The sequence below is a fragment of the Pseudomonas sp. LB-090624 genome, from assembly GCF_003205205.1.
Lineage (GTDB): Bacteria > Pseudomonadota > Gammaproteobacteria > Pseudomonadales > Pseudomonadaceae > Aquipseudomonas.
Genome location: NZ_QJRL01000003.1, coordinates 266,693 through 286,601, shown reverse-complemented (window position 1 = coordinate 286,601; position 19,909 = coordinate 266,693). Strand labels below are relative to the sequence as shown.

The following is a 19,909-nucleotide window of genomic DNA, read 5'->3' as shown; positions in this document are numbered from 1 at the left end:
GGAGTAGCGGATGAAAATCATCATCCTCGGCGCAGGGCAGGTGGGCGGTACGCTGGCGGAACACCTGGCCAGCGAAGCCAACGACATTACGGTGGTCGATACCGATGGCGACCGCCTGCGCGATCTGGGCGACCGCCTGGACATACGCACGGTGCAGGGCCGCGGCTCGCTGCCGACGGTGCTGCGCCAGGCCGGTGCCGACGACGCAGACATGCTGGTGGCGGTAACCAACAGCGACGAGACCAACATGGTCGCCTGCCAGGTGGCCTATTCGCTGTTCCACACCCCGACCAAAATCGCCCGGGTGCGCGAGTCGTCCTATCTGACCCGTGAAGAGCTGTTCGACAATGACCATATCCCGGTCGACGTACTGATCAGCCCCGAACAGGTAGTGACCAACTACATCAAGCGCCTGATCGAACACCCAGGCTCGCTGCAGGTCATCGACTTTGCCGAAGGCAAGGCTCAGCTAGTGGCAGTGAAGGCCTACTATGGCGGCCCGCTGGTCGGCCAGCAGCTGCGCCAGATCCGCGCCCACATGCCCAACGTCGACACCCGCGTGGCGGCCATCTTCCGCCGCGACCGGCCGATTACCCCCCGAGGCGACACGGTGATCGAAGCCGACGACGAGGTGTTCTTCATTGCGGCGAAGAAGGACATCCGTGCGGTGATGGGCGAGCTGCGCCGTATCGACGAAACCAACAAGCGCATCGTCATCGCCGGCGGCGGACAAATTGGCGAGCGCCTGGCCGAAGCCATCGAAAGCCGCTACCAGGTGAAGATCATCGAGATGAGCCCGGCCCGCTGCCGGCACCTCTCCGATACCCTGGAAAGCACCGTGGTGCTCCAGGGCAGCGCCTCTGACAAAGATCTAATGCTTGAAGAGAACATCGCGGATGCCGATATTTTCCTGGCCCTGACCAACGACGACGAAGCCAACATCATGTCGTCGCTGCTGGCCAAGCGCCTGGGCGCGGGCAAAGTGATGACCATCATCAACAACCCGGCTTATGTAGACCTGGTGCAGGGCGGCGATATCGACATTGCCATCAGCCCCCAGCTGGCCACCATCGGCACCCTGCTGGCGCACGTGCGCCGGGGCGACATTGTCAGCGTGCACTCGCTGCGCCGCGGTGCGGCCGAAGCGATCGAGGCGGTGGCACATGGCGATTCGAAGTCGAGCAAGGTGGTCGGCAAGGCGATCGAGGACATTGCCCTGCCACCAGGAACCACCATCGGCGCGATCATCCGTGACGAAGAGGTAATGATTGCCCACGACGACACCATGATCGAATCGGGTGACCATGTGATCCTGTTCGTTGTGGATAAAAAGCATATTCGTGATGTGGAGAAGCTGTTCCACGTCGGCTTGAGTTTCTTCTAGGAGAAAAGGGCATGCGCGAGTCGCTGGAGAAAATGCTGGCCAAGGGTGTGGATAACCCGTTGCTGCGGTTTGGCCTGGGCAAGGCCTGGCTGGATGAAGGCAATGGTGCTGAAGCGGCGGTGCACCTGGCCCGCTGTGTAGAGCAGGACCCGAAGTATTCCGCGGCGTGGAAGCTGCTGGGCAAGGCGTATCAGTTGCAGGGTGACCTGGCGGCGGCGCGTAAGGCCTGGGAAGACGGTATCGTGGCGGCGCAGGCCCATGGCGACAAGCAGGCCGAAAAAGAGATGACCGTTTTTCTCAAGAAGCTGAACAAGACATCGGCTTGACGCGGTCCCTGTAGGAGCGGGTTTACCCGCTCCTATAGAGGGCGTTGAACGGCTTAATACCAGCGCGGCTCGCCAGCCGGGCGCTTCTTGAAGCGCTTCATGCTCCACATGTACTGGCTCGGGTACTCGCGCACATAACGCTCGACCACTTTGCTCATCGCCGCCGCCGACACGTTCACGTCGGTGCTGTACATCTCTTCCGGCGCAGCTTCGAGGAACACCTTGAAACCCGAGCCATCCGGCAGCCGCAAGGCATGCAGGAACACGCCCACCGCCTTGCCTCCCGCCAGCATGTTCGGCACGAACTTGCTGGTCAGCGCCTGAGTGCCGAGGAAAGGCACGAACACGCCTGCCGATTCCGCCGGCTCCGGGTCGGCCGGGATCCCCACCTGGCCCCCTCGGCGCACTTCCTTGATCACGCTGAGGATGCCTTCCTTGGTCGAAGGCGCCACGCGGTTGCCCATCTGCACACGCTGCTCGCGTAGCAGGTCATCCACCGCCTTCAGTTTCGGCGGGCGGTAGAAGATGATCGGTTTGCACTGGTTGCAATAGAAGTGGTTCAGCACTTCCCAGTTGCCCAGGTGGCTGGTGATGCCAACCACGCCCTTGCCCGAGGCCAGAGCCTGCTGCAGGACTTCCAGGCCGTACACTTCCTTGACCAGTTCCAGCGAACGCTGGGGCGGCCAGATCCAGGCACAGGCGCTTTCGACAAAGGATTTGCCGATATCCCGCAGGGCCTGGCCGACCAGTTGCTCACGGGCAACCGGGTCCATTTCGGGAAAACACTTGGCCAAGTTGATCCGCACCACGTTGCGCGAACCGTTGGGGATCTTCCACATCAGCCAGCCGATACCGGCACCCACGCGCTGCACTGCGCCCCAGGGCAGCTTGGCGAACAGACGCAGCACCCCGACCATCAGGGCGCCCTTGAACTTTTCCACAGGCGAATTCCTTATTTCAGCAAGGCGCGCATTGTAACCCCTCAGCGCACCAAGGCGGCGTAGCGATCACAATCGGTGGTGTGGTCCATGACCATGCCGGTGGCCTGCATGAAGGCGTAGCAAATGGTCGGGCCGACGAACGTGAAGCCGGCTTTTTGCAGGGCCTTGCTCATGGCCTTGGCTTCATCGGTCACCGCTGGCACTTCGCTGCGGTCGGTGAAGTGGTTGATCTTCGGCGCGCCACCAACGAACGACCACAGCCAATCGACGGGGTTATCCACAGCCAGCCAGGCCTGCGCATTGCGCCGGGCAGCCTTGAGCTTCAGGCGGTTGCGAATGATGCCGGCGTCCTGCATCAACTCTTCGATGCGTTCATCGCGCATGGCGGCAAGTTTTACCGGGTCGAAGCCAAACATCACCTCACGATAACGCTCGCGTTTGCGCAAAACGGTGATCCAAGACAGCCCTGCCTGGAACCCTTCGAGCAAAAGCATCTCGAACAGCAACGCCGGGTCACGCTGGGGCGTTCCCCATTCCTGGTCATGGTAGGCCTGGTACAACGGATCGTCGGTACACCAAAAGCAGCGTGGCATAAGGCTCCAATGAGTAGAGGGCGAGGCGAATCAGGTTATACTCCCGCTCTTTACATCCGCATCCCCAGATACAGGTGAATTTCGTGAGCCAGCCTACGCCAGCCGTGCGTACCTTCCAAGACCTGATCCTCGCCCTGCAAAACTACTGGGCAGCTCAAGGTTGTGTGGTGCTTCAGCCCTACGATATGGAAGTAGGCGCCGGCACTTTCCACACCGCTACATTCCTGCGCGCGGTGGGTCCAGAAACCTGGAACGCCGCCTACGTGCAGCCTAGCCGTCGCCCTGCCGACGGGCGGTATGGCGAAAACCCCAACCGCCTGCAGCACTACTACCAGTTCCAGGTGGTGCTCAAGCCAAACCCGGCCAACTTCCAGGAGCTGTACCTCGGCTCGCTGAAAGCCATTGGCCTGGACCCGCTGGTGCACGACATTCGTTTCGTCGAAGACAACTGGGAGTCGCCAACCCTCGGCGCCTGGGGCCTGGGCTGGGAAATCTGGCTGAACGGCATGGAAGTCACCCAGTTCACCTACTTCCAGCAGGTAGGTGGTATCGAGTGCTACCCGGTCACTGGTGAAATCACTTACGGCCTCGAGCGCCTGGCCATGTACATCCAGGGCGTCGACTCGGTGTACGACCTGGTGTGGGCCGACGGCCCGTTCGGCAAGGTCACCTACGGTGATGTTTTCCACCAGAACGAGGTGGAACAGTCGACCTACAACTTCGAACACGCCAACGTCGACAAGCTGTTCGAACTGTTCGACTTCTACGAAAGCGAAGCCAACCGCCTGATCAAGCTGGAACTGCCGCTGCCGACCTATGAAATGGTGCTGAAGGCCTCGCACACCTTCAACCTGCTGGACGCCCGCCGCGCCATCTCGGTAACCGAGCGCCAGCGCTACATCCTGCGTGTTCGTACCCTGGCCCGGGACGTGGCGCAAAGCTATCTGCAAGCCCGCGCACGCCTGGGCTTCCCGATGGCCACCCCTGAACTGCGTGACGAAGTGTTGGCTAAGCTGGAGGCTGCACAATGAGTGCTCAAGATTTCCTGGTAGAACTGGGCACCGAAGAGCTGCCTCCCAAGGCCCTCGCCAGCCTCGGCGACGCCTTCCTGGCCGGCATCGAGAAAGGCCTGCAGGCGGCTAGCCTGAATTACACCGGCAAGCAGGTATACGCCGCGCCGCGTCGCTTGGCGGTGCTCATCCGCCAGCTGGACGTGCAGCAGCCTGACCGCAGCATCAATATCGATGGTCCACCCCTGCAAGCTGCCTTCAACGCCGAAGGCGAGCCAACCCAGGCTGCCCTGGGCTTCGCCAAGAAGTGCGGCGTGGATCTGGCCGAGATCGACCAGAGCGGCCCCAAACTGCGCTTCTCCCAGCACATCCCGGGCAAGGCTACCGTTGGGCTGCTGCCGACCATCGTCGAAGATTCGCTGAACGACCTGCCGATTCCCAAGCGCATGCGCTGGGCGGCCAGCCGTGAAGAGTTCGTGCGCCCGACCCAATGGCTGGTGATGCTGATGGGCGATCAGGTGGTCGACTGCACCATCCTGTCGCAAAAGGCCGGCCGTGAATCCCGTGGCCACCGCTTCCACCATCCGGAAAACGTGCTCATCACCACCCCGGCCAACTACGTCGAAGACCTGCGCAAGGCCTACGTCCTGGCCGACTTCGCCGAGCGCCGCGAGCTGATCAGCAAGCGTACCGCAGAGCTGGCCATGCAGCAGGAAGGCACGGCCATCGTTCCACCGGCGCTGCTGGACGAAGTGACCGCACTGGTCGAATGGCCGGTGCCGCTGGTGTGCTCGTTCGAGGAGCGTTTCCTCGACGTGCCGCAAGAAGCCCTGATCACCACCATGCAGGATAACCAGAAGTACTTCTGCCTGCTGGACAGCGAAGGCAAGCTGCTGCCGCGCTTCATTACCGTGGCCAACGTCGAAAGCCGCGACCCGAAGCAGATCGTGCAGGGCAACGAAAAGGTCGTACGCCCGCGCCTGACCGACGCCGAGTTCTTCTTCAAGCAGGACAAGAAGCAGCCACTGGAAACCTTCAACGAGCGCCTCAAGAACGTGGTGTTCCAGGCTCAGCTCGGCACCGTGTACGACAAGGCGGAACGTGTTTCCAAGCTGGCCGCCTTCATTGCCCCGCTGATCGGCGGCGACGCCCAGCGCGCTGGCCGTGCCGGCCTGCTGTCGAAGTGCGACCTGGCTACCGAGATGGTCGGTGAATTCCCTGAAATGCAGGGTGTTGCCGGTTACTACTACGCGCTCAACGACGGTGAGCCGGAAGACGTCGCACTGGCCCTGAACGAGCAGTACATGCCGCGCGGTGCAGGCGCCGAGCTGCCGCAGACCCTCACCGGTGCTGCCGTAGCCATCGCCGACAAGCTCGACACCCTGGTGGGCATCTTCGGCATCGGCATGCTGCCTACCGGCAGTAAAGACCCCTATGCCCTGCGCCGTGCCGCCCTGGGCGTGCTGCGGATTCTGATCGAGAAGCAACTGGACCTGGACCTGACCGGTGCAGTCGAGTTCGCGGTCAAGCAATTCGGCGCCAAGGTCAAGGCCGCCGGCCTGGCTGACCAGGTGCTGGAATTCATCTTCGACCGCCTGCGTGCGCGCTACGAAGACGAAGGTATCGACGTTGCCACCTACCTGTCGGTACGTGCCCTGCAGCCAGGCTCCGCACTGGACTTCGACCAGCGCGTTCAGGCCGTGCAGGCGTTCCGCAAGCTGCCGGAAGCCGAGGCCCTGGCAGCGGTGAACAAGCGCGTGTCGAACCTGCTGAGCAAAGCCGAGGGCGCCATCGCCGAGCAGGTCGAGCCGAAGTACTTCGACAATGCCAACGAGTTCTCCCTGTACTCGGCCATCCAGCAGGCCGACCAGGCCGTGCAACCGATGGCTGCTGCACGCCAGTACAGTGAATCGCTGGCCCGCCTGGCAGCCCTGCGCGACCCGGTCGACGCCTTCTTCGAGGCGGTGATGGTCAACGCCGAAGACGCCAAGGTACGTGCCAACCGTTATGCCCTGCTCAGCCGCCTGCGCGGCCTGTTCCTGGGTGTGGCTGATATTTCGCTGCTGGGGTAAACCTTGAAACTGCTGATTCTCGACCGTGACGGGGTGATCAACTACGACTCCGACGCCTACATCAAGACGCTGGAAGAGTGGATTCCGATCCCTGGCTCGGTCGCAGCGATCGCGCAGTTGAGCAAGGCGGGCTGGACGGTGGCCGTGGCCACCAACCAGTCCGGCATTGCCCGTGGCTTCTATCCGCTGGCAACCCTCGAAGCCATGCACGCGCGCCTGCGCGCACTGGTGGCAGAGCAGGGCGGCGAGGTGGGCCATATCGTCTATTGCCCGCACGGGCCAGACGAAGGCTGCGAATGCCGCAAGCCTAAACCCGGCATGCTGCGGGCGATCGCCGAGCATTACCAGGTTTGCCTTGAAGGGGTCTGGTTCGTAGGCGACAGCAAAGGTGACCTGGAGGCCGCCCTGGCCGTCGGTGCACAACCCGTGTTGGTGAAAACCGGCAAGGGTGAGCGGACCCTGGAAAAAGGCGTCCCTGAAACTACACTGATTTTCGACGATCTGGCAGCTATCGCCAGAGAACTAATTTAAACAGTGCGCCTTCGGGCGCATTTTTCACAGGCGGGCATGCCCCGCAATGGTACGAGCCACTATGTCGATCCTGCAGGCGATCAGAATCTTTCTTTTTTACCTGCTGCTGGGCACCAGTTCGCTGCTGTGGTGCTCGCTGAGCTTCTTCGTCGCGCCATTTTTGTCGTTCCCCAAGCGCTACAAGTTCATCAACGTGTACTGGTGCCGCTGCGCGCTGTTCCTGGTGCGCACCATCCTGGGCATCGATTACAAGATCACTGGCGCCGAGAACGTGCCGGCTGAGCCTTGCGTGATCCTGTCGAACCACCAGAGCACCTGGGAAACCTTCTTCCTGTCCCAGTACTTCTCGCCGCTGAGCCAAGTGCTCAAGCGCGAGCTGCTGTATGTGCCGTTTTTCGGGTGGGCCATGGCCATGCTGCGGCCGATCGCGATCAACCGCGATAACCCGAAGGAGGCGCTGCGCCAGGTGGCCAGCAAGGGTGACGAGCTGCTCAAGCAGAAGACTTGGGTGCTGATCTTCCCGGAAGGTACCCGCGTGCCATTTGGCACCGTCGGCAAATTCTCGCGCGGCGGTACCGCGTTGGCGGTGAATGCCGGGCTGCCGGTTCTGCCGATTGCCCACAATGCGGGCAAGTTCTGGCCGAAGACCGGGTGGGGCAAGCGCGCCGGCACCATCGAGGTGGTGATTGGCGAGCCGATGTATGCCAACGGTACGGGGCCACGCGCCATTGCCGAACTCAACGACCGTGCTGCAGCGTGGAACGAAGCGACACAGCGGGCCATGGGTTCACTGCCGCCAGCGGAGGAAAAACCCCAGGAGCAAATGGCCTGACCATCTGTGGATAACTTGTGAGCAGTTTTTCGACAAAATGCTCGGAGTGATGCCTAAGTCGTTGAATTAGCTGTTTATTTTTTTGTATGACATTTTCTTGAAAAACGTGCATAAGTTTTTTCAGGGGATAAGAAAACCGGCTTTTACAGCCGGTTTTTTTATACCCTGCAGCCAGTGTAGAAGGCCTTCAGATCTTGTCGATATCTACATCCTTGGTTTCTTTCAGGCAGAAAATCCCCACAACCAGGCTAATCCCGGTCACCAGCACTGGGTACCACAGACCGTAGAATATATCCCCGGTGTACACCACCAGCGCGAACGACACGGTCGGCAAGAAGCCACCGAACCAGCCATTACCGATGTGGTAGGGCAACGACATAGAGGTGTAGCGGATACGGGTCGGGAACAGCTCGACCATCACCGCCGCCAACGGGCCGTAGGTCATGGTCGCAATCAGGATCATCGCTACGATGAGCACCACCACCATCACCTGGTTGACCTGTGCAGGGTCGGCCTTGGCCGGATAGCCCGCCTGCTCCACCGCCGATCGCATGGCCGCTTCGTCGAAGCCGTTGATGGTTTTGTCACCAATGTTGACCACCACCTCGCTGCCAGCCACGCTTACCGCGCGGTAGGGGAGGCCCTGTTTGACGAGGAAGGTCTTGACCTTATCGCACGGGCTATCGAAACGTGCCTTGCCGACCGGGTCAAACTGGAAGGTACAACCTTGTGGGTCAGCAGTAACCACGATCGGCGCCTGCCGGCTGGCGGCATCGATCTGTGGGTTGGCGTAGTGGCTCAGCGCCTTGAACAGCGGGAAGTACAGCACGGTGGCCAGCAGCAGGCCGAGCATCAGGATCGGCTTGCGCCCGATACGGTCCGATAACCACCCGAAGAACACAAAGAACGGAGCACCGATCACCACACTGATGATCAGCAGGGTGTTGGCCTGGGCCGGGTCCATCTTCAGCATCTGGGTCATGAAGAACAACACGTAGAACTGTGCGGTGTAGAAAGTTACCGCTTGACCGGCATTGATACTGAACAGCGCGGTAAGCACTACTTTAAGGTTTGGCCAGGAAGTAAACGACTCTCGGATTGGCGACTTGCTGACCTTGCCTTGGGCCTTCATTTTCACGAAGGCCGGCGACTCATGCATGCTCATGCGGATCCAGGTGGAGATAGCCAGCAGCACGATCGACAGCAGGAACGGCAGGCGCCAGCCCCAGGTTTCGAACTGGTCCCCACTGACATAGCGGCTCCCCAGTACCACCAGCAACGACAGCAAAAGGCCCAAAGTAGCGGTGGACTGAATGAAACCGGTATGGAAGCCACGCTTGCCGGGCGGCGCATGTTCGGCCACATAGGTCGCCGCACCGCCATATTCACCGCCCAGCGCCAACCCTTGGAGCATGCGCAGGATCACCAGGATAATCGGTGCGGCAATGCCGATGCTGGCGTAGGTGGGCAACAAGCCCACGGCGAAGGTGGACAGGCCCATCAGGACGATAGTGACCAGAAAGGTGTATTTGCGCCCGATCATGTCGCCCAGCCGGCCGAACACCAGCGCGCCGAACGGCCGCACCAGAAAGCCCGCAGCAAACGCCATGAGGGCGAAGATGAACGCGGTGGTGTCGTTCACGCCAGCGAAGAACTGCTTACTGATGACCGCTGCCAGCGCGCCATAGAGAAAAAAGTCATACCACTCGAAAACCGTCCCGAGGGATGACGCGAAAATGATCTTGCGTTCTTCACGGCGGCTGGTGCTGCTGGCCGCCGCACCCTGCTCTTGGATGTAATCCGACATCGTTGCTGTCCTCGGCCCGCAGGCCACAGTGATTATTCTTGTTGTTCCACTGTCGGCAGCTTTCGACCGCAAGCTGCCGCTACTGCACGCACCCGGGTCAGGGGGTCGGTAACACGTCTTCGTTCAAGTAGGTCTGGGTAGCAGCTCCTTTGAGGATCAGTTGGGCCGCCTTCTCGGCGATCATCAGGGTGGGGGAACAGGTATTGCCCGAGGTGATCTGCGGCATGATCGAGGCGTCGGCCACGCGCAAGCCTGGGATGCCACGCACGCGCAACTGGTTATCCACAACGTCCATTTCCCCAGTGCCCATGCGACAGGTACCCACCGGGTGAAAAATGGTAGTGCCGATCTGGCCGGCAGCTTCGAACAGGTCCTGCTCGGATTGCAGGGTGGGGCCCGGCAGGTATTCCTTGGGTTCGAAAGCGGCCAGGGCAGGGGCCTGGACGATACGCCGGGTAAGCCGGATGGCATCGGCGGCGACGCGCAGGTCTTGGGGGTCACTGAGGTAGTTGGGGTCGATCAGCGGAGGGCTGTTCATGTCGGTGCTGCGGATATCGACCCGTCCGCGGCTGGCCGGGCGCAGATTGCATACCGAAGCGGTGAAGGCCGGGAATTGATGCAAGGGCTCGCCGAAGCGCTCAAGAGACAGTGGCTGCACGTGATACTGCAGGTTTGCGGTGGCTTGATCCGGGCTGGAACGTACAAACGCGCCCAGCTGGCTCGGCGCCATGGCCAGCGGACCGCTGCGGTCGTAGAGGTAGCGCAGGCCCATGCCCATCTTGCCCCACAGGCTGTTGGCCATCTGGTTCAAGGTACGGGTATTGCGAATCTGGTAGATCAGCCGCAGTTGCAAGTGGTCCTGCAAGTTACCCCCAACGCCGGGCATGTCGTGGCGCACGCCAATGCCCAAACTTTCCAGCAACTGCCGCGGGCCAATACCGGAGCGCTGCAGAATGCCGGGCGAACCGACTGCCCCAGCGCAGAGGATGATCTCACGACGCGCGGAAAACTCGTGCCAGGCACCTTGCCAGAATGCCTTCACTGCACGGGCGCGAGTGTTGTTGAGTAGTATCTGATCAACCTGCACACCGGTCAGCACGGTAAGGTTGGCGCGGTGCTTGATCGGCCGCAGAAAAGCCTTGGAAGCGTTCCAGCGCACACCACTGCGCTGGTTCACCTGAAAGTATCCACAGCCCTGGTTGTCGCCGGTGTTGAAGTCATCCACCTTGCCAATGCCGCTTTGCTCGGCGGCATCGCGGAAGGCATCGAGGATCGGCCAACTGTAGCGCTGGCGCTCGACCCGCCACTCGCCGTCGCCGCCATGATGTTCGCTGGCGCCGGCAAAGTGGTTTTCACTGGCTTTGAACAGCGGCAGCACGTCCCTCCATGCCCAACCGTCGTTGCCTTGCTCGGCCCAATGGTCGTAGTCGGCGGCCTGGCCACGCATGTAAATCATGCCATTTATAGAGGAACAGCCACCGAGCACCTTGCCGCGTGGATAACCCAATGAGCGACCGCCCAAGCCAGGCTGTACCTCGGTTTTGAAACACCAGTCGGTGCGCGGGTTGCCGATGCAGTGGAGGTAACCGACCGGAATGTGAATCCACGGATAATTGTCGCGACCGCCCGCTTCCAGCAGCAGTACCCGACAATCAGGGTTGGCGGACAAACGGTTGGCCAGCAGGCACCCCGCTGGACCGGCCCCAACGACCACGTAATCGAAGACAGAATCGGCTGATGGCATGTGCAACCTCGGGCCTGATTATTATTCTTGTCCCGATTCATCTTAGTGAGTAATTTCGTGGAGGAAACACGAGATTTCGCGCAGCCGTTGTGCGTTTTAGCACAGGGGTAATCCTGGACCGACCTATTCGCGGGCTGGCTCGCTCCCCACAGTTATCGCGTCACCGTCAGGTTTCGCTGTCTCGATGGGAGCCGGCATGCCTGCGAAGAGGGCGGGACGAACAGCCACAAGGATCAGCATGTTCGACTGGAACGATCTGCGGTTTTTCCTCGAGTTGCAGCGCAGCGGCCGCCTGCTCAGCGCCGCCAAACGCCTCAACACCACCCACAGCACCGTGGCCCGGCACATCGAGAACATTGAGCAGAGCTTGGGTACTGCGCTTTTCGTGCAGCACGCGCAGGGCTATGAGCTGACCCCCTCGGGGCAGGCGCTGCTCAAGCACGCCGAAGCCATGGAGAACGTCGCCCTGCTGGCCCAGGAAGAGATCACCCAGGCCATCACCCCGCTGGGGAAGATTCGCCTGGGGGTGACCGAAGGCATCGGCATCATGTTTTTCACCCCCCGCATGAACGCATTGTTCGAGCGTTACCCCGGGCTGGAGGTGGAACTGGTCGCAGTGCCAAGGTTCGTCAGCATCCTCAACCGCGAAGCGGAGATCAGCATCCACCTTGAGCGGCCCAACGCCGACCTGCTGATTACTCGCAAACTCACCGACTATCGGCTGGCGCTGTATACCAGCCAGGCTTACCTGGACCGCGCACCGCCACTGCGCAACCGAGAGGACCTGGCTCGGCACAGCTGGATTGGCTACGTCGACGACTTGCTGTTCAGCCAGGAGTTGCTGTTTCTCAACAGCTTCTGCCGAGCACCCAACGTGGTGTTTCGCAGTACCAGCGTGATCGCCCAGCAAGCCGCCGCCCGCGCCGGTCTGGGCATTGCCGTGCTGCCCAACTACATGGCCCGCCACGACCCGACCCTGGTACGTGTGCTGCCTGGCGAGACCATCCAGCGCAGCTACTGGATCTGCACCCGCCGCGAGCTGCACAAGTCGGTACGACTGCGGGTAGTGTGGGACTATCTGCTGGCGCTGTGCGCAGAACAACAAAGCGAGCTGCTAGCTCAGTAGCGCCTTGCTGCCCAGCAGCAGGGCAGCGGCCCAACCTGCTACCGCAAACATCTGCTGCAGGCGCGGCCCGGCCAACCTCCTCGCCAGCGGCCTTACCAACAGCAAGCCAAGCACTGCACCGGCGGCAAACGGGCCGCCAATTTGCCAATGCAGGACACCCGCAAGGCTGGCGCTGACCACACTGCCGGTAGAGACCAGGGCGATCACAGCCAATGACGTGGAAACGATGCTGGCCATACGCAGGTTGGTGTAACGGTTAAGGGCCGGGATAATGACGAACCCTCCACCGACGCCAAGCAGACCGGACAATAACCCGGATAGTGCCCCCGTTAACGCCAATGCTCTCGCGCAAGGCAGGGTCCAGCGTAACCGGCCCTGGAGCGGGTTCAACACACAGGGTTCAATGTAGCGATGGGCATCGTTGGCTTCGCCGCGCAGCTCTTTGGCCGCCTTGCGCCAGATACGCAGACAGGCATGAACCAGCACCCCGGCGAACACCAACTGCAAGGGCGTATTCGGCAAACGGTGCGCCAGCATCAACCCCAACGGCGCTGCCGCGACACCAATCACTGCAATGAACAGCGCTGCGCGGTAGCGTACCAAGCCTTGGCGCAAACCCAGGACAGCGCCCACCGCCGCCGCCATGCCCACTGCCAGCAGGCCGACCGGGGCCGCCTCGACCATTGATAGCCCAAGGCCAAATACCAGCAACGGCACGGCGAGAATGCCTCCGCCTGCGCCGGTCAACGCTAGTACTGCACCGATGATTGCCCCCAGGCCCGCACCCAACAATTGATGTTCGATCACTGCCCACCCTCGGCTGCCAGCGGCTGTGGCCGCGCCAGCCATTCGCGGCCCTTGAGCATGCCTTGCCAGTACAGCGGGGGCAGCGCCTGCGCCTTGAGCCACCAGGCCAGGCGCGTCGGCTTGCGACCATCCAGCAGCCAACCGGGGAAGCTCGGCGCCAGCTTGCCGCCGTAGGTGAATTCGGCCAAAACGATCTTGCCGCGCTCGACGGTAAGCGGGCACGAGCCATAGCCGTCGTAACGGGCCAGGGTCGGCAACCTGCCCAGCGCCACCAGCACGTTGTTAGCCACGACGGGGGCCTGCTTACGTGCAGCTGCAGCGGTCTTGGCATTGCTGGTGTTGGCGACATCGCCCAGGGCATGAACGTTGGTGTATTTGCGGTGGCGCAGGGTGTGCGGGTCGACATCGACCCAACCGGCGCCATCGGCCAACGGGCTTTCGCGAATGAAGTCCGGCGCTACCTGCGGCGGCACTACATGCAGCATGTCGAAGGCTTCAATGCGCGTCTCACTGCTGCCGTCGGCCAGGCTACGGACGAAGGTAGCGCGCTGGTTCGGGCCGTCCACGGCTGTCAGCCGATGAGAGAAATTGAGGTCCACCGCATACTTTTCGATGTACTTCATCAGCGCAGGGACGTAGTCCGCCACACCGAACAACACGGCACCGGCATTGAAGAAGCTGGCTTTCACCGCCCCCAGATGGCCGTTGCGAAGCCAGTGGTCGCACGACAGGTACAGCGCCTTCTGCGGCGCGCCGGCACACTTGATCGGCATGGGCGGCTGGGTGAACAGGGCACGACCTTGCGTGAGCTTTTGCACTAGCTCCCAGGTGTAGGGCGCCAAGTCGTAGCGGTAATTGGAGGTGACACCGTTACGGCCAAGGGTCTCGCTGAGCCCGTTGATGGCCGCCCAGTCCAGCTTGAGCCCGGGGCAGACCACCAATTGTTCATAACTGATGGCGCGGCCATCGTCGAGCATGACCAGCTGGCCCAAAGGCTCGAAGCCCTGAACGCGCGCCTTGATCCAGCGCACACCGCGCGGAATGGTCGAGGCCATGGTGCGCGCCGTGCTCGGTGCCTTGAACACACCGGCACCGACCATGGTCCAGCCGGGTTGGTAGTAATGCACTTCGGCGGGGTCGATCAAGGCAATGTCCAGTGACGGGTCACGGCTGATCAGGCTGGAAGCAGTGGCGATACCAGCGGCACCGGCACCGACGATGAGTACTTTATGGTGATCGGTATTGGCAGGGGACAACAAGGCGGGCATGGCGGTAAATCCTGGAATCTGATTATGGGGCAGGGCGGTTACAGCTTGTTCAGCGGAATTTTCAGGTAACTCACGCCGTTTTCTTCCGGCGTGGGGAGCTGGCCACTGCGCATGTTCACCTGTACCGAAGGCAGGATCAGCACGGGCATGTCGAGGGTCTTGTCACGGGCTTCGCGCATGGCGACGAAACTGTCCTCATCTACGCCTTGGTGAATATGAATGTTGCTGGCGCGCTGCTCGGCTACGGTGGTGACGTACTGCATGTCGCGGCCATCTGGCAGGTAGTCGTGGCACATGAACAGCCGGGTTTGGTCGGGGAAAGCCAGCAGACGACGGATCGAACGGTACAAGGTCCGGGCATCGGCACCAGGGAAGTCGCATCGGGCAGTACCGTAGTCGGGCATGAACAGGGTGTCGCCCACGAACACCGCGATCTCGCCGGCGTCTTCGATCATGAAACTCATGCACGCAGGTGTATGCCCTGGCGTATGCAGCGCCCGCGCGTGCAGGTTACCAATGCGGATGACTTCTTCATCTTCGAGCAGCACATCGAACTGGCTGCCATCGCGGGCAAATCCAGGCTCGGCGTTGAACAGGGCACCGAACACTTTCTGCACCTGGGTGATGTGCGCGCCGATGGCGGTATGCCCCCCAAGTTTTTCCTTCAGGTAGGCCGCTGCTGAAAGATGGTCGGCGTGCACATGTGTTTCCAGAATCCAGCGCACGCTGGCATTCAATTCGGTCACACGCTCGATCAGACGATCCGCCGAGGCGCTGCAGGTGCGCCCGGACTTCGGGTCGTAATCCAGCACGCTGTCGATCAATGCGCATTGCCGGGTCTCATGGTCCATGACCAAGTAGCTGATGGTCGAGGTCGCCTTGTCGAAGAAAGCGTCCACGTGAAGGTTGTTGCCGATGATCATCACGTTCTCCAATTTATCCGCCGCGCCTTGTGGGGCGGAGGCAGTACCAGGAGGTTCATCAAGATGCATGCCAGGCTTCTATCGGCGCATGGTCCAATGAATCTGGCTCGTTGCTGACAGCGGTTGGCGAAACTGACAGCGTGGATGGCAGTCGACTGTCAGCCAATGGCAGTGTTTGGCAGTCCTTGTTACCCTGCGCCAGTCATCCCAATGGTGTCGTCATGCCTCAAACCCATCCCATCATCCTAGCTCTGGTTTCCTACCTTGAGCACGATGCCCTGCCGACTATCGTGCTGGACACCCACTACAACATCCTGGCTGCCAATGCGGCCTACCGCCGCCAGTTCGGCCAGCAGGACCAGGCGCCGCTGGGCGAAAAGTGCCACAAGGTCTCGCACCACTATGCCGTGCCATGCGACCAGGCTGGCGAGCATTGCCCCATGCGCAAGGCGTGGGAGAGCAAAGTGCCCGAGCGTGTGTTGCACATTCATCACACTCCACGTGGCCCCGAGCATGTGGATGTGGAACTGCGGCCGATCCTGGATGAACAGGGCTGCGTGGTGGCCTTTGTCGAACGACTGACCACCATCACCCTCGCGTCAGCGCAGCCTCAGGAGCAGGGCCTGGTGGGGCGCGCCCCCGCCTTCAAGGCCGCCTTGGCCAGCCTGCAACGGGCGGCGCCAGCGCAGATTCCGGTGCTGCTGCAGGGGGAGTCGGGGAGCGGTAAAGAACTGTTCGCTCGCGCGGTACACATGGGCAGTCCCAGAGCGAATGGGCCGCTGGTGGTGGTCGACTGCACAGGTCTGTCTGAGTCGTTGTTCGAGAGTGAGCTGTTTGGTTACGAGAAGGGTGCATTCACCGGTGCCAACCAACGCAAGATCGGCCTGGCTGAGGCGGCCCATGGGGGCACCCTGTTCCTCGATGAAATTGGCGAAGTACCGCTGGCGATGCAGGTGAAGTTGCTGCGTCTGATCGAGTCTGGCAGCTTTCGCCCGGTGGGCAGCCTGCGCACGGTGCATTCGGATTTCCGCCTGGTATCGGCCACCCACAAGCCGCTCAAGCAGATGGTTGAGCAAGGCTCCTTCCGTGAAGACCTGTACTACCGCATCAGCGGCTTTCCGATCCGCCTGCCGGCATTGCGCGAGCGGGTGGAAGACCTACCCCTGCTCGCACAGAGCCTGCTGCAGCGCATGTCCATGACCGGAAAGCCAACGCCCAGGCTGAGTGACGATGCCTTACAGCAACTGGGGTTACATCCATTTCCGGGCAATATCCGCGAGCTGCGCAACATACTGGAAAGAGCCCGTCTGTTCGCCGATGACGGGCTGATCCGACCTGAACACTTGCAAGCAGATATCGGGCCAGCCGGGGCGGCTGTGACAGGTGACCGTCGCAACAACCTAGGTGAGGTGGCGCAGGCACTGGAACAGTTCAAGGGCTCGCGCAGCGAACTGGCCAGCCATCTTGGCATCAGTGAGCGCACGCTGTATCGCCGCTTGAAAGCGCTTGGGCTTAACTGAAACAGCGGCAGACTTTACCGGACCTTTACCTGAGTCCTGACATTAAACGCAAAAAATCGTGGTCTTATCAGTTAACCGAATCTGGCATCCATGCTCGCCAGGCGATAACCGGCAGAGGACCGCATCAAATGAAAAAGACCCTAACCGTGATCTGCGCCGCGCTGATGTTCAGCGCACCGCTGGCCAGCTTCGCGCAGCCGGGCCCACCCGACCGACATGATGGCGGGCCATCGCATCAGGGCAACCCGCCACATGGTCAGCCCCAGCAACAGGGCCGACATGACAATGGCCACGGTCCCGCTTACCGTGACCCGAACTTCCGTCCACAACAAGGCATGCCAGTACCGCACCAGCAGTGGCAGCGTGGTCATGCAGTTGATCCACATTACCGTGGCGACCGTTATTGGGTAACCGACTGGAAAGCGCGCCACCTGTATGCGCCACCACGTGATCATCGTTGGCTGTATGTGAACGGCGACTATGTGCTGGTGGCTATTGCCAGTGGCGTGATCGTTAACATTCTTACCGGCTACTGATTTTTTGCAGCCACTAAAAAGCCCGCATCAGCGGGCTTTTTAGTGGCTGCAAACTACAACCTGATCAGAAATCCAGGTTCGACACCGACAGCGCGTTGCTCTCGATGAACTCACGACGCGGCTCGACTGCGTCACCCATCAGGGTGTTGAAGATCTGGTCAGCAGCGATCGCATCCTCGATGGTGACCTTGAGCATGCGGCGGACAGCCGGGTCCATGGTGGTTTCCCACAACTGGTCTGGGTTCATCTCACCCAGCCCTTTGTATCGCTGGATGGTATGACGTTTGGTGGTCTCGTTCATCAGCCAGTCCAGGCCTTCCTTGAACTCGACAATTGCCTTGCGGCGTTCACCACGTTGCACGTAAGCACCTTCACCCAGCAGGCTAGAAAGCTTGGCACCAATGTTGACTACGGTCCGGTAGTCATTGCTGCCAAAGAAGTCCCGGTTGAACGTGATGTAGCTAGCCAGGCCGTGGGAGGTGATTTCTACCTCCGGCAGCCATACGTTGCGCTCTTTGTCTTCGCGCAGGCTGGCGCTGTAAGCCAGGCCAGACTTCTGGTTGGAGTTCAGACGCGCCTGGAACTGGGCCAGCCATGCTTGCATCACCGCGTGGTCACCCAACTGTTCCAGGGTCACCTCAGGCAGGTAGACGAAGTGCTCGGTCAGTTCTTCCGGGTACAAACGCGACAGGCGCTTGAGTGTCTTCATGACACTGCGGAATTCATTCACCAGGCTTTCCAGCTGCACACCAGAAACTGCTGGCGCTGACTCGTCCAGGTGCAGGCTCGCGTCCTCCAGAGCCGACTGGGTCATGTATTCTTCCATGGCCTCGTCGTCCTTGATGTACTGCTCCTGTTTGCCTTTTTTCACCTTGTACAGTGGAGGCTGGGCAATGTAGATGTAGCCGCGCTCGACCAGCTCCGGCAACTGACGGAAGAAGAAGGTCAGCAGCAAAGTACGGATGTGCGAACCGTCAACGTCAGCATCGGTCATGATGATGATGTTGTGATAGCGCAGCTTGTCGATGTTGTACTCTTCGCGACCGATCCCGCAACCCAGTGCCGTGATCAGCGTGCCCACTTCCTGGGACGAGATCATCTTGTCGAAACGAGCCTTCTCGACGTTGAGGATCTTGCCCTTCAGCGGCAGGATAGCCTGGGTGCGGCGGTTTCGACCTTGCTTGGCCGAACCACCTGCGGAGTCACCCTCCACCAGATACAGTTCGGAAAGGGCAGGGTCTTTCTCTTGGCAGTCAGCCAGTTTGCCCGGCAGGCCGGCGATGTCCAGCGCGCCTTTGCGGCGAGTCATCTCACGGGCTTTACGGGCCGCTTCCCGTGCACGGGCAGCGTCGATCATCTTGCCAACGACGGCCTTGGCTTCGTTCGGGTTTTCCAGCAGGAAATCGGCGAAGTATTTGTTCATCTCTTGTTCCACGGCGGTTTTCACCTCCGAGGAAACCAGCTTGTCTTTGGTCTGCGAGCTGAACTTAGGATCCGGAACCTTCACCGAGATAATCGCGGTCAGGCCTTCACGGGCGTCGTCGCCTGTGGTCGCAACCTTGTTCTTCTTGGCCAGGCCTTCCTGCTCGATGTAGCTGTTCAAGCTACGGGTGAGGGAAGAACGGAAGCCCACCAGGTGAGTACCACCATCACGCTGCGGAATGTTGTTGGTGAAGCACAGCAGGTTCTCGTTGAAGCTGTCGTTCCATTGCAAGGCAACTTCTACGCCCACGCCGTCGTCGCGCTGGACATTGAAGTGGAACACCTGGGAGTTGACCGGAGTCTTGTTGGTGTTCAGGTACTCGACAAACGCACGCAGGCCGCCTTCGTATTTGAAGAACTCTTCCTTACCGCTGCGTTCATCCTTCAGCAAAATGCCTACGCCCGAGTTGAGGAACGACAACTCGCGGATACGCTTGGCCAGGATGTCCCAGCTGAAGTGGATGTTCTTGAAGGTTTCAGCCGATGGCTTGAAGTGGATGTGGGTACCCGTCGTTTCGCTGTCACCGACAACCGCCATTGGCGCTTGTGGAACACCGTGAACGTAGGTCTGCTCCCAGATTTTGCCACTACGGCGAACGGTCAGTACCAGCTGCTCGGACAGGGCGTTCACAACCGAAACACCTACACCGTGCAGACCGCCGGATACCTTGTAGGAGTTATCGTCGAATTTACCGCCAGCGTGCAGCACAGTCATGATGACTTCAGCTGCGGAAACGCCTTCTTCTTTATGCACGTCAACCGGAATGCCGCGACCGTTGTCGCGCACACTGATGGATTCGTCCGGGTGGATGATGACCGTGATGTCATCGCAGTGACCGGCGAGGGCTTCGTCGATGGAGTTGTCGACCACCTCGAAGACCATGTGGTGCAGGCCGCTACCATCATCGGTGTCGCCAATGTACATGCCGGGACGCTTGCGTACGGCATCCAAACCTTTCAGCACCTTGATGCTGGAGGAGTCGTACGTTTGATTTTCGCTCATGCCT

General features: G+C 60.8%; 17 protein-coding genes. 9 read left to right on the top strand and 8 right to left on the bottom strand.

The features are described 5' to 3' along the window. Positions 1-10 precede the first annotated feature (10 nt). Positions 11-1,384, top strand: a complete 1,374-nt coding sequence (gene trkA, locus DMX11_RS05190; RefSeq protein WP_012269873.1) for a Trk system potassium transporter TrkA — start codon at positions 11-13, stop codon at positions 1,382-1,384. Between the two features lie 11 nt (positions 1,385-1,395). Further along, positions 1,396-1,710: a tetratricopeptide repeat protein gene (locus DMX11_RS05185; protein WP_060538151.1), complete on the top strand. Its 315-nt coding sequence runs from the start codon at positions 1,396-1,398 to the stop codon at positions 1,708-1,710. Between the two features lie 53 nt (positions 1,711-1,763). Here the strand turns inward: DMX11_RS05185 and DMX11_RS05180 are convergent, their stop codons facing one another. Together DMX11_RS05180 and DMX11_RS05175 are read right to left on the bottom strand one after the other, a co-directional pair. Continuing rightward, a complete protein-coding gene (locus tag DMX11_RS05180; RefSeq protein ID WP_110743508.1) occupies positions 1,764-2,651 on the bottom strand; it encodes a lysophospholipid acyltransferase in 888 nt (295 codons plus the stop codon). Positions 2,652-2,692: 41 nt separating this feature from the next. Further along, positions 2,693-3,244, bottom strand: coding sequence for a DNA-3-methyladenine glycosylase I (locus DMX11_RS05175; RefSeq protein WP_110743507.1), 552 nt, complete (start codon positions 3,242-3,244; stop codon positions 2,693-2,695). A gap of 83 nt (positions 3,245-3,327) precedes the next feature. On the opposite strand from DMX11_RS05175, the gene glyQ reads away from it, so the two are divergent. From glyQ to DMX11_RS05155, 4 genes are read left to right on the top strand one after another with little or no spacing between them, the layout of a single operon-like run. Beyond that, a complete protein-coding gene (gene glyQ, locus DMX11_RS05170) occupies positions 3,328-4,275 on the top strand; it encodes a glycine--tRNA ligase subunit alpha (RefSeq protein ID WP_003253126.1) in 948 nt (315 codons plus the stop codon). Then, a complete protein-coding gene (gene glyS / locus DMX11_RS05165) occupies positions 4,272-6,326 on the top strand; it encodes a glycine--tRNA ligase subunit beta (RefSeq protein ID WP_110743506.1) in 2,055 nt (684 codons plus the stop codon). Before glyQ ends, glyS begins: the two co-directional genes overlap by 4 nt. Before the next feature lie 3 nt (positions 6,327-6,329). Further along, the gene (gmhB, locus tag DMX11_RS05160) at positions 6,330-6,857 is read left to right on the top strand and encodes a D-glycero-beta-D-manno-heptose 1,7-bisphosphate 7-phosphatase (RefSeq protein WP_110743505.1); all 528 of its coding nucleotides are present in this window, start codon (positions 6,330-6,332) and stop codon (positions 6,855-6,857) included. Between the two features lie 46 nt (positions 6,858-6,903). Then, positions 6,904-7,689 (top strand): 1-acyl-sn-glycerol-3-phosphate acyltransferase, encoded by a 786-nt coding sequence (locus DMX11_RS05155; RefSeq protein WP_110743504.1) that lies wholly within the window; start codon positions 6,904-6,906, stop codon positions 7,687-7,689. A 187-nt stretch (positions 7,690-7,876) separates the two neighbouring features. Here DMX11_RS05155 and DMX11_RS05150 read toward each other — a convergent pair whose 3' ends face one another. Together DMX11_RS05150 and DMX11_RS05145 are read right to left on the bottom strand one after the other, a co-directional pair. Then, positions 7,877-9,496 (bottom strand): MFS transporter, encoded by a 1,620-nt coding sequence (locus DMX11_RS05150; protein WP_110743503.1) that lies wholly within the window; start codon positions 9,494-9,496, stop codon positions 7,877-7,879. Positions 9,497-9,593: 97 nt separating this feature from the next. Then, positions 9,594-11,240 carry a GMC family oxidoreductase gene (locus DMX11_RS05145; protein ID WP_110743502.1) on the bottom strand — a complete coding sequence of 549 codons (1,647 nt, stop codon included), beginning with the start codon at positions 11,238-11,240 and terminating at the stop codon, positions 9,594-9,596. 238 nt (positions 11,241-11,478) lie between these two features. Between DMX11_RS05145 and DMX11_RS05140 the strand changes: the two genes are divergently transcribed. Beyond that, positions 11,479-12,366, top strand: a complete 888-nt coding sequence (locus DMX11_RS05140) for a LysR family transcriptional regulator (RefSeq protein ID WP_110743501.1) — start codon at positions 11,479-11,481, stop codon at positions 12,364-12,366. Here DMX11_RS05140 and DMX11_RS05135 read toward each other — a convergent pair. Genes DMX11_RS05135 through DMX11_RS05125 form a run of 3 tightly spaced genes read right to left on the bottom strand, consistent with a single transcriptional unit; the run spans position 12,355 to position 15,364 of the window. Continuing rightward, the gene (locus tag DMX11_RS05135; protein WP_110743609.1) at positions 12,355-13,173 is read right to left on the bottom strand and encodes a sulfite exporter TauE/SafE family protein; all 819 of its coding nucleotides are present in this window, start codon (positions 13,171-13,173) and stop codon (positions 12,355-12,357) included. The two genes, DMX11_RS05140 and DMX11_RS05135, sit on opposite strands and share 12 nt — an antisense overlap. After that, positions 13,170-14,441 (bottom strand): FAD/NAD(P)-binding oxidoreductase, encoded by a 1,272-nt coding sequence (locus DMX11_RS05130; protein WP_110743500.1) that lies wholly within the window; start codon positions 14,439-14,441, stop codon positions 13,170-13,172. Before DMX11_RS05130 ends, DMX11_RS05135 begins: the two co-directional genes overlap by 4 nt. A gap of 38 nt (positions 14,442-14,479) precedes the next feature. Further along, positions 14,480-15,364, bottom strand: a complete 885-nt coding sequence (locus tag DMX11_RS05125) for an MBL fold metallo-hydrolase (RefSeq protein WP_110743499.1) — start codon at positions 15,362-15,364, stop codon at positions 14,480-14,482. A gap of 221 nt (positions 15,365-15,585) precedes the next feature. Between DMX11_RS05125 and DMX11_RS05120 the strand changes: the two genes are divergently transcribed. Further along, positions 15,586-16,884, top strand: a complete 1,299-nt coding sequence (locus DMX11_RS05120; protein WP_110743498.1) for a sigma-54-dependent Fis family transcriptional regulator — start codon at positions 15,586-15,588, stop codon at positions 16,882-16,884. Positions 16,885-17,012: 128 nt separating this feature from the next. Then, positions 17,013-17,420, top strand: coding sequence for an RcnB family protein (locus tag DMX11_RS05115; RefSeq protein WP_110743497.1), 408 nt, complete (start codon positions 17,013-17,015; stop codon positions 17,418-17,420). Between the two features lie 64 nt (positions 17,421-17,484). On the opposite strand, the gene gyrB is transcribed toward DMX11_RS05115, so the two are convergent. Next, positions 17,485-19,905, bottom strand: a complete 2,421-nt coding sequence (gene gyrB, locus DMX11_RS05110) for a DNA topoisomerase (ATP-hydrolyzing) subunit B (protein ID WP_110743496.1) — start codon at positions 19,903-19,905, stop codon at positions 17,485-17,487. Between the last annotated feature and the right edge of the window lie 4 nt (positions 19,906-19,909).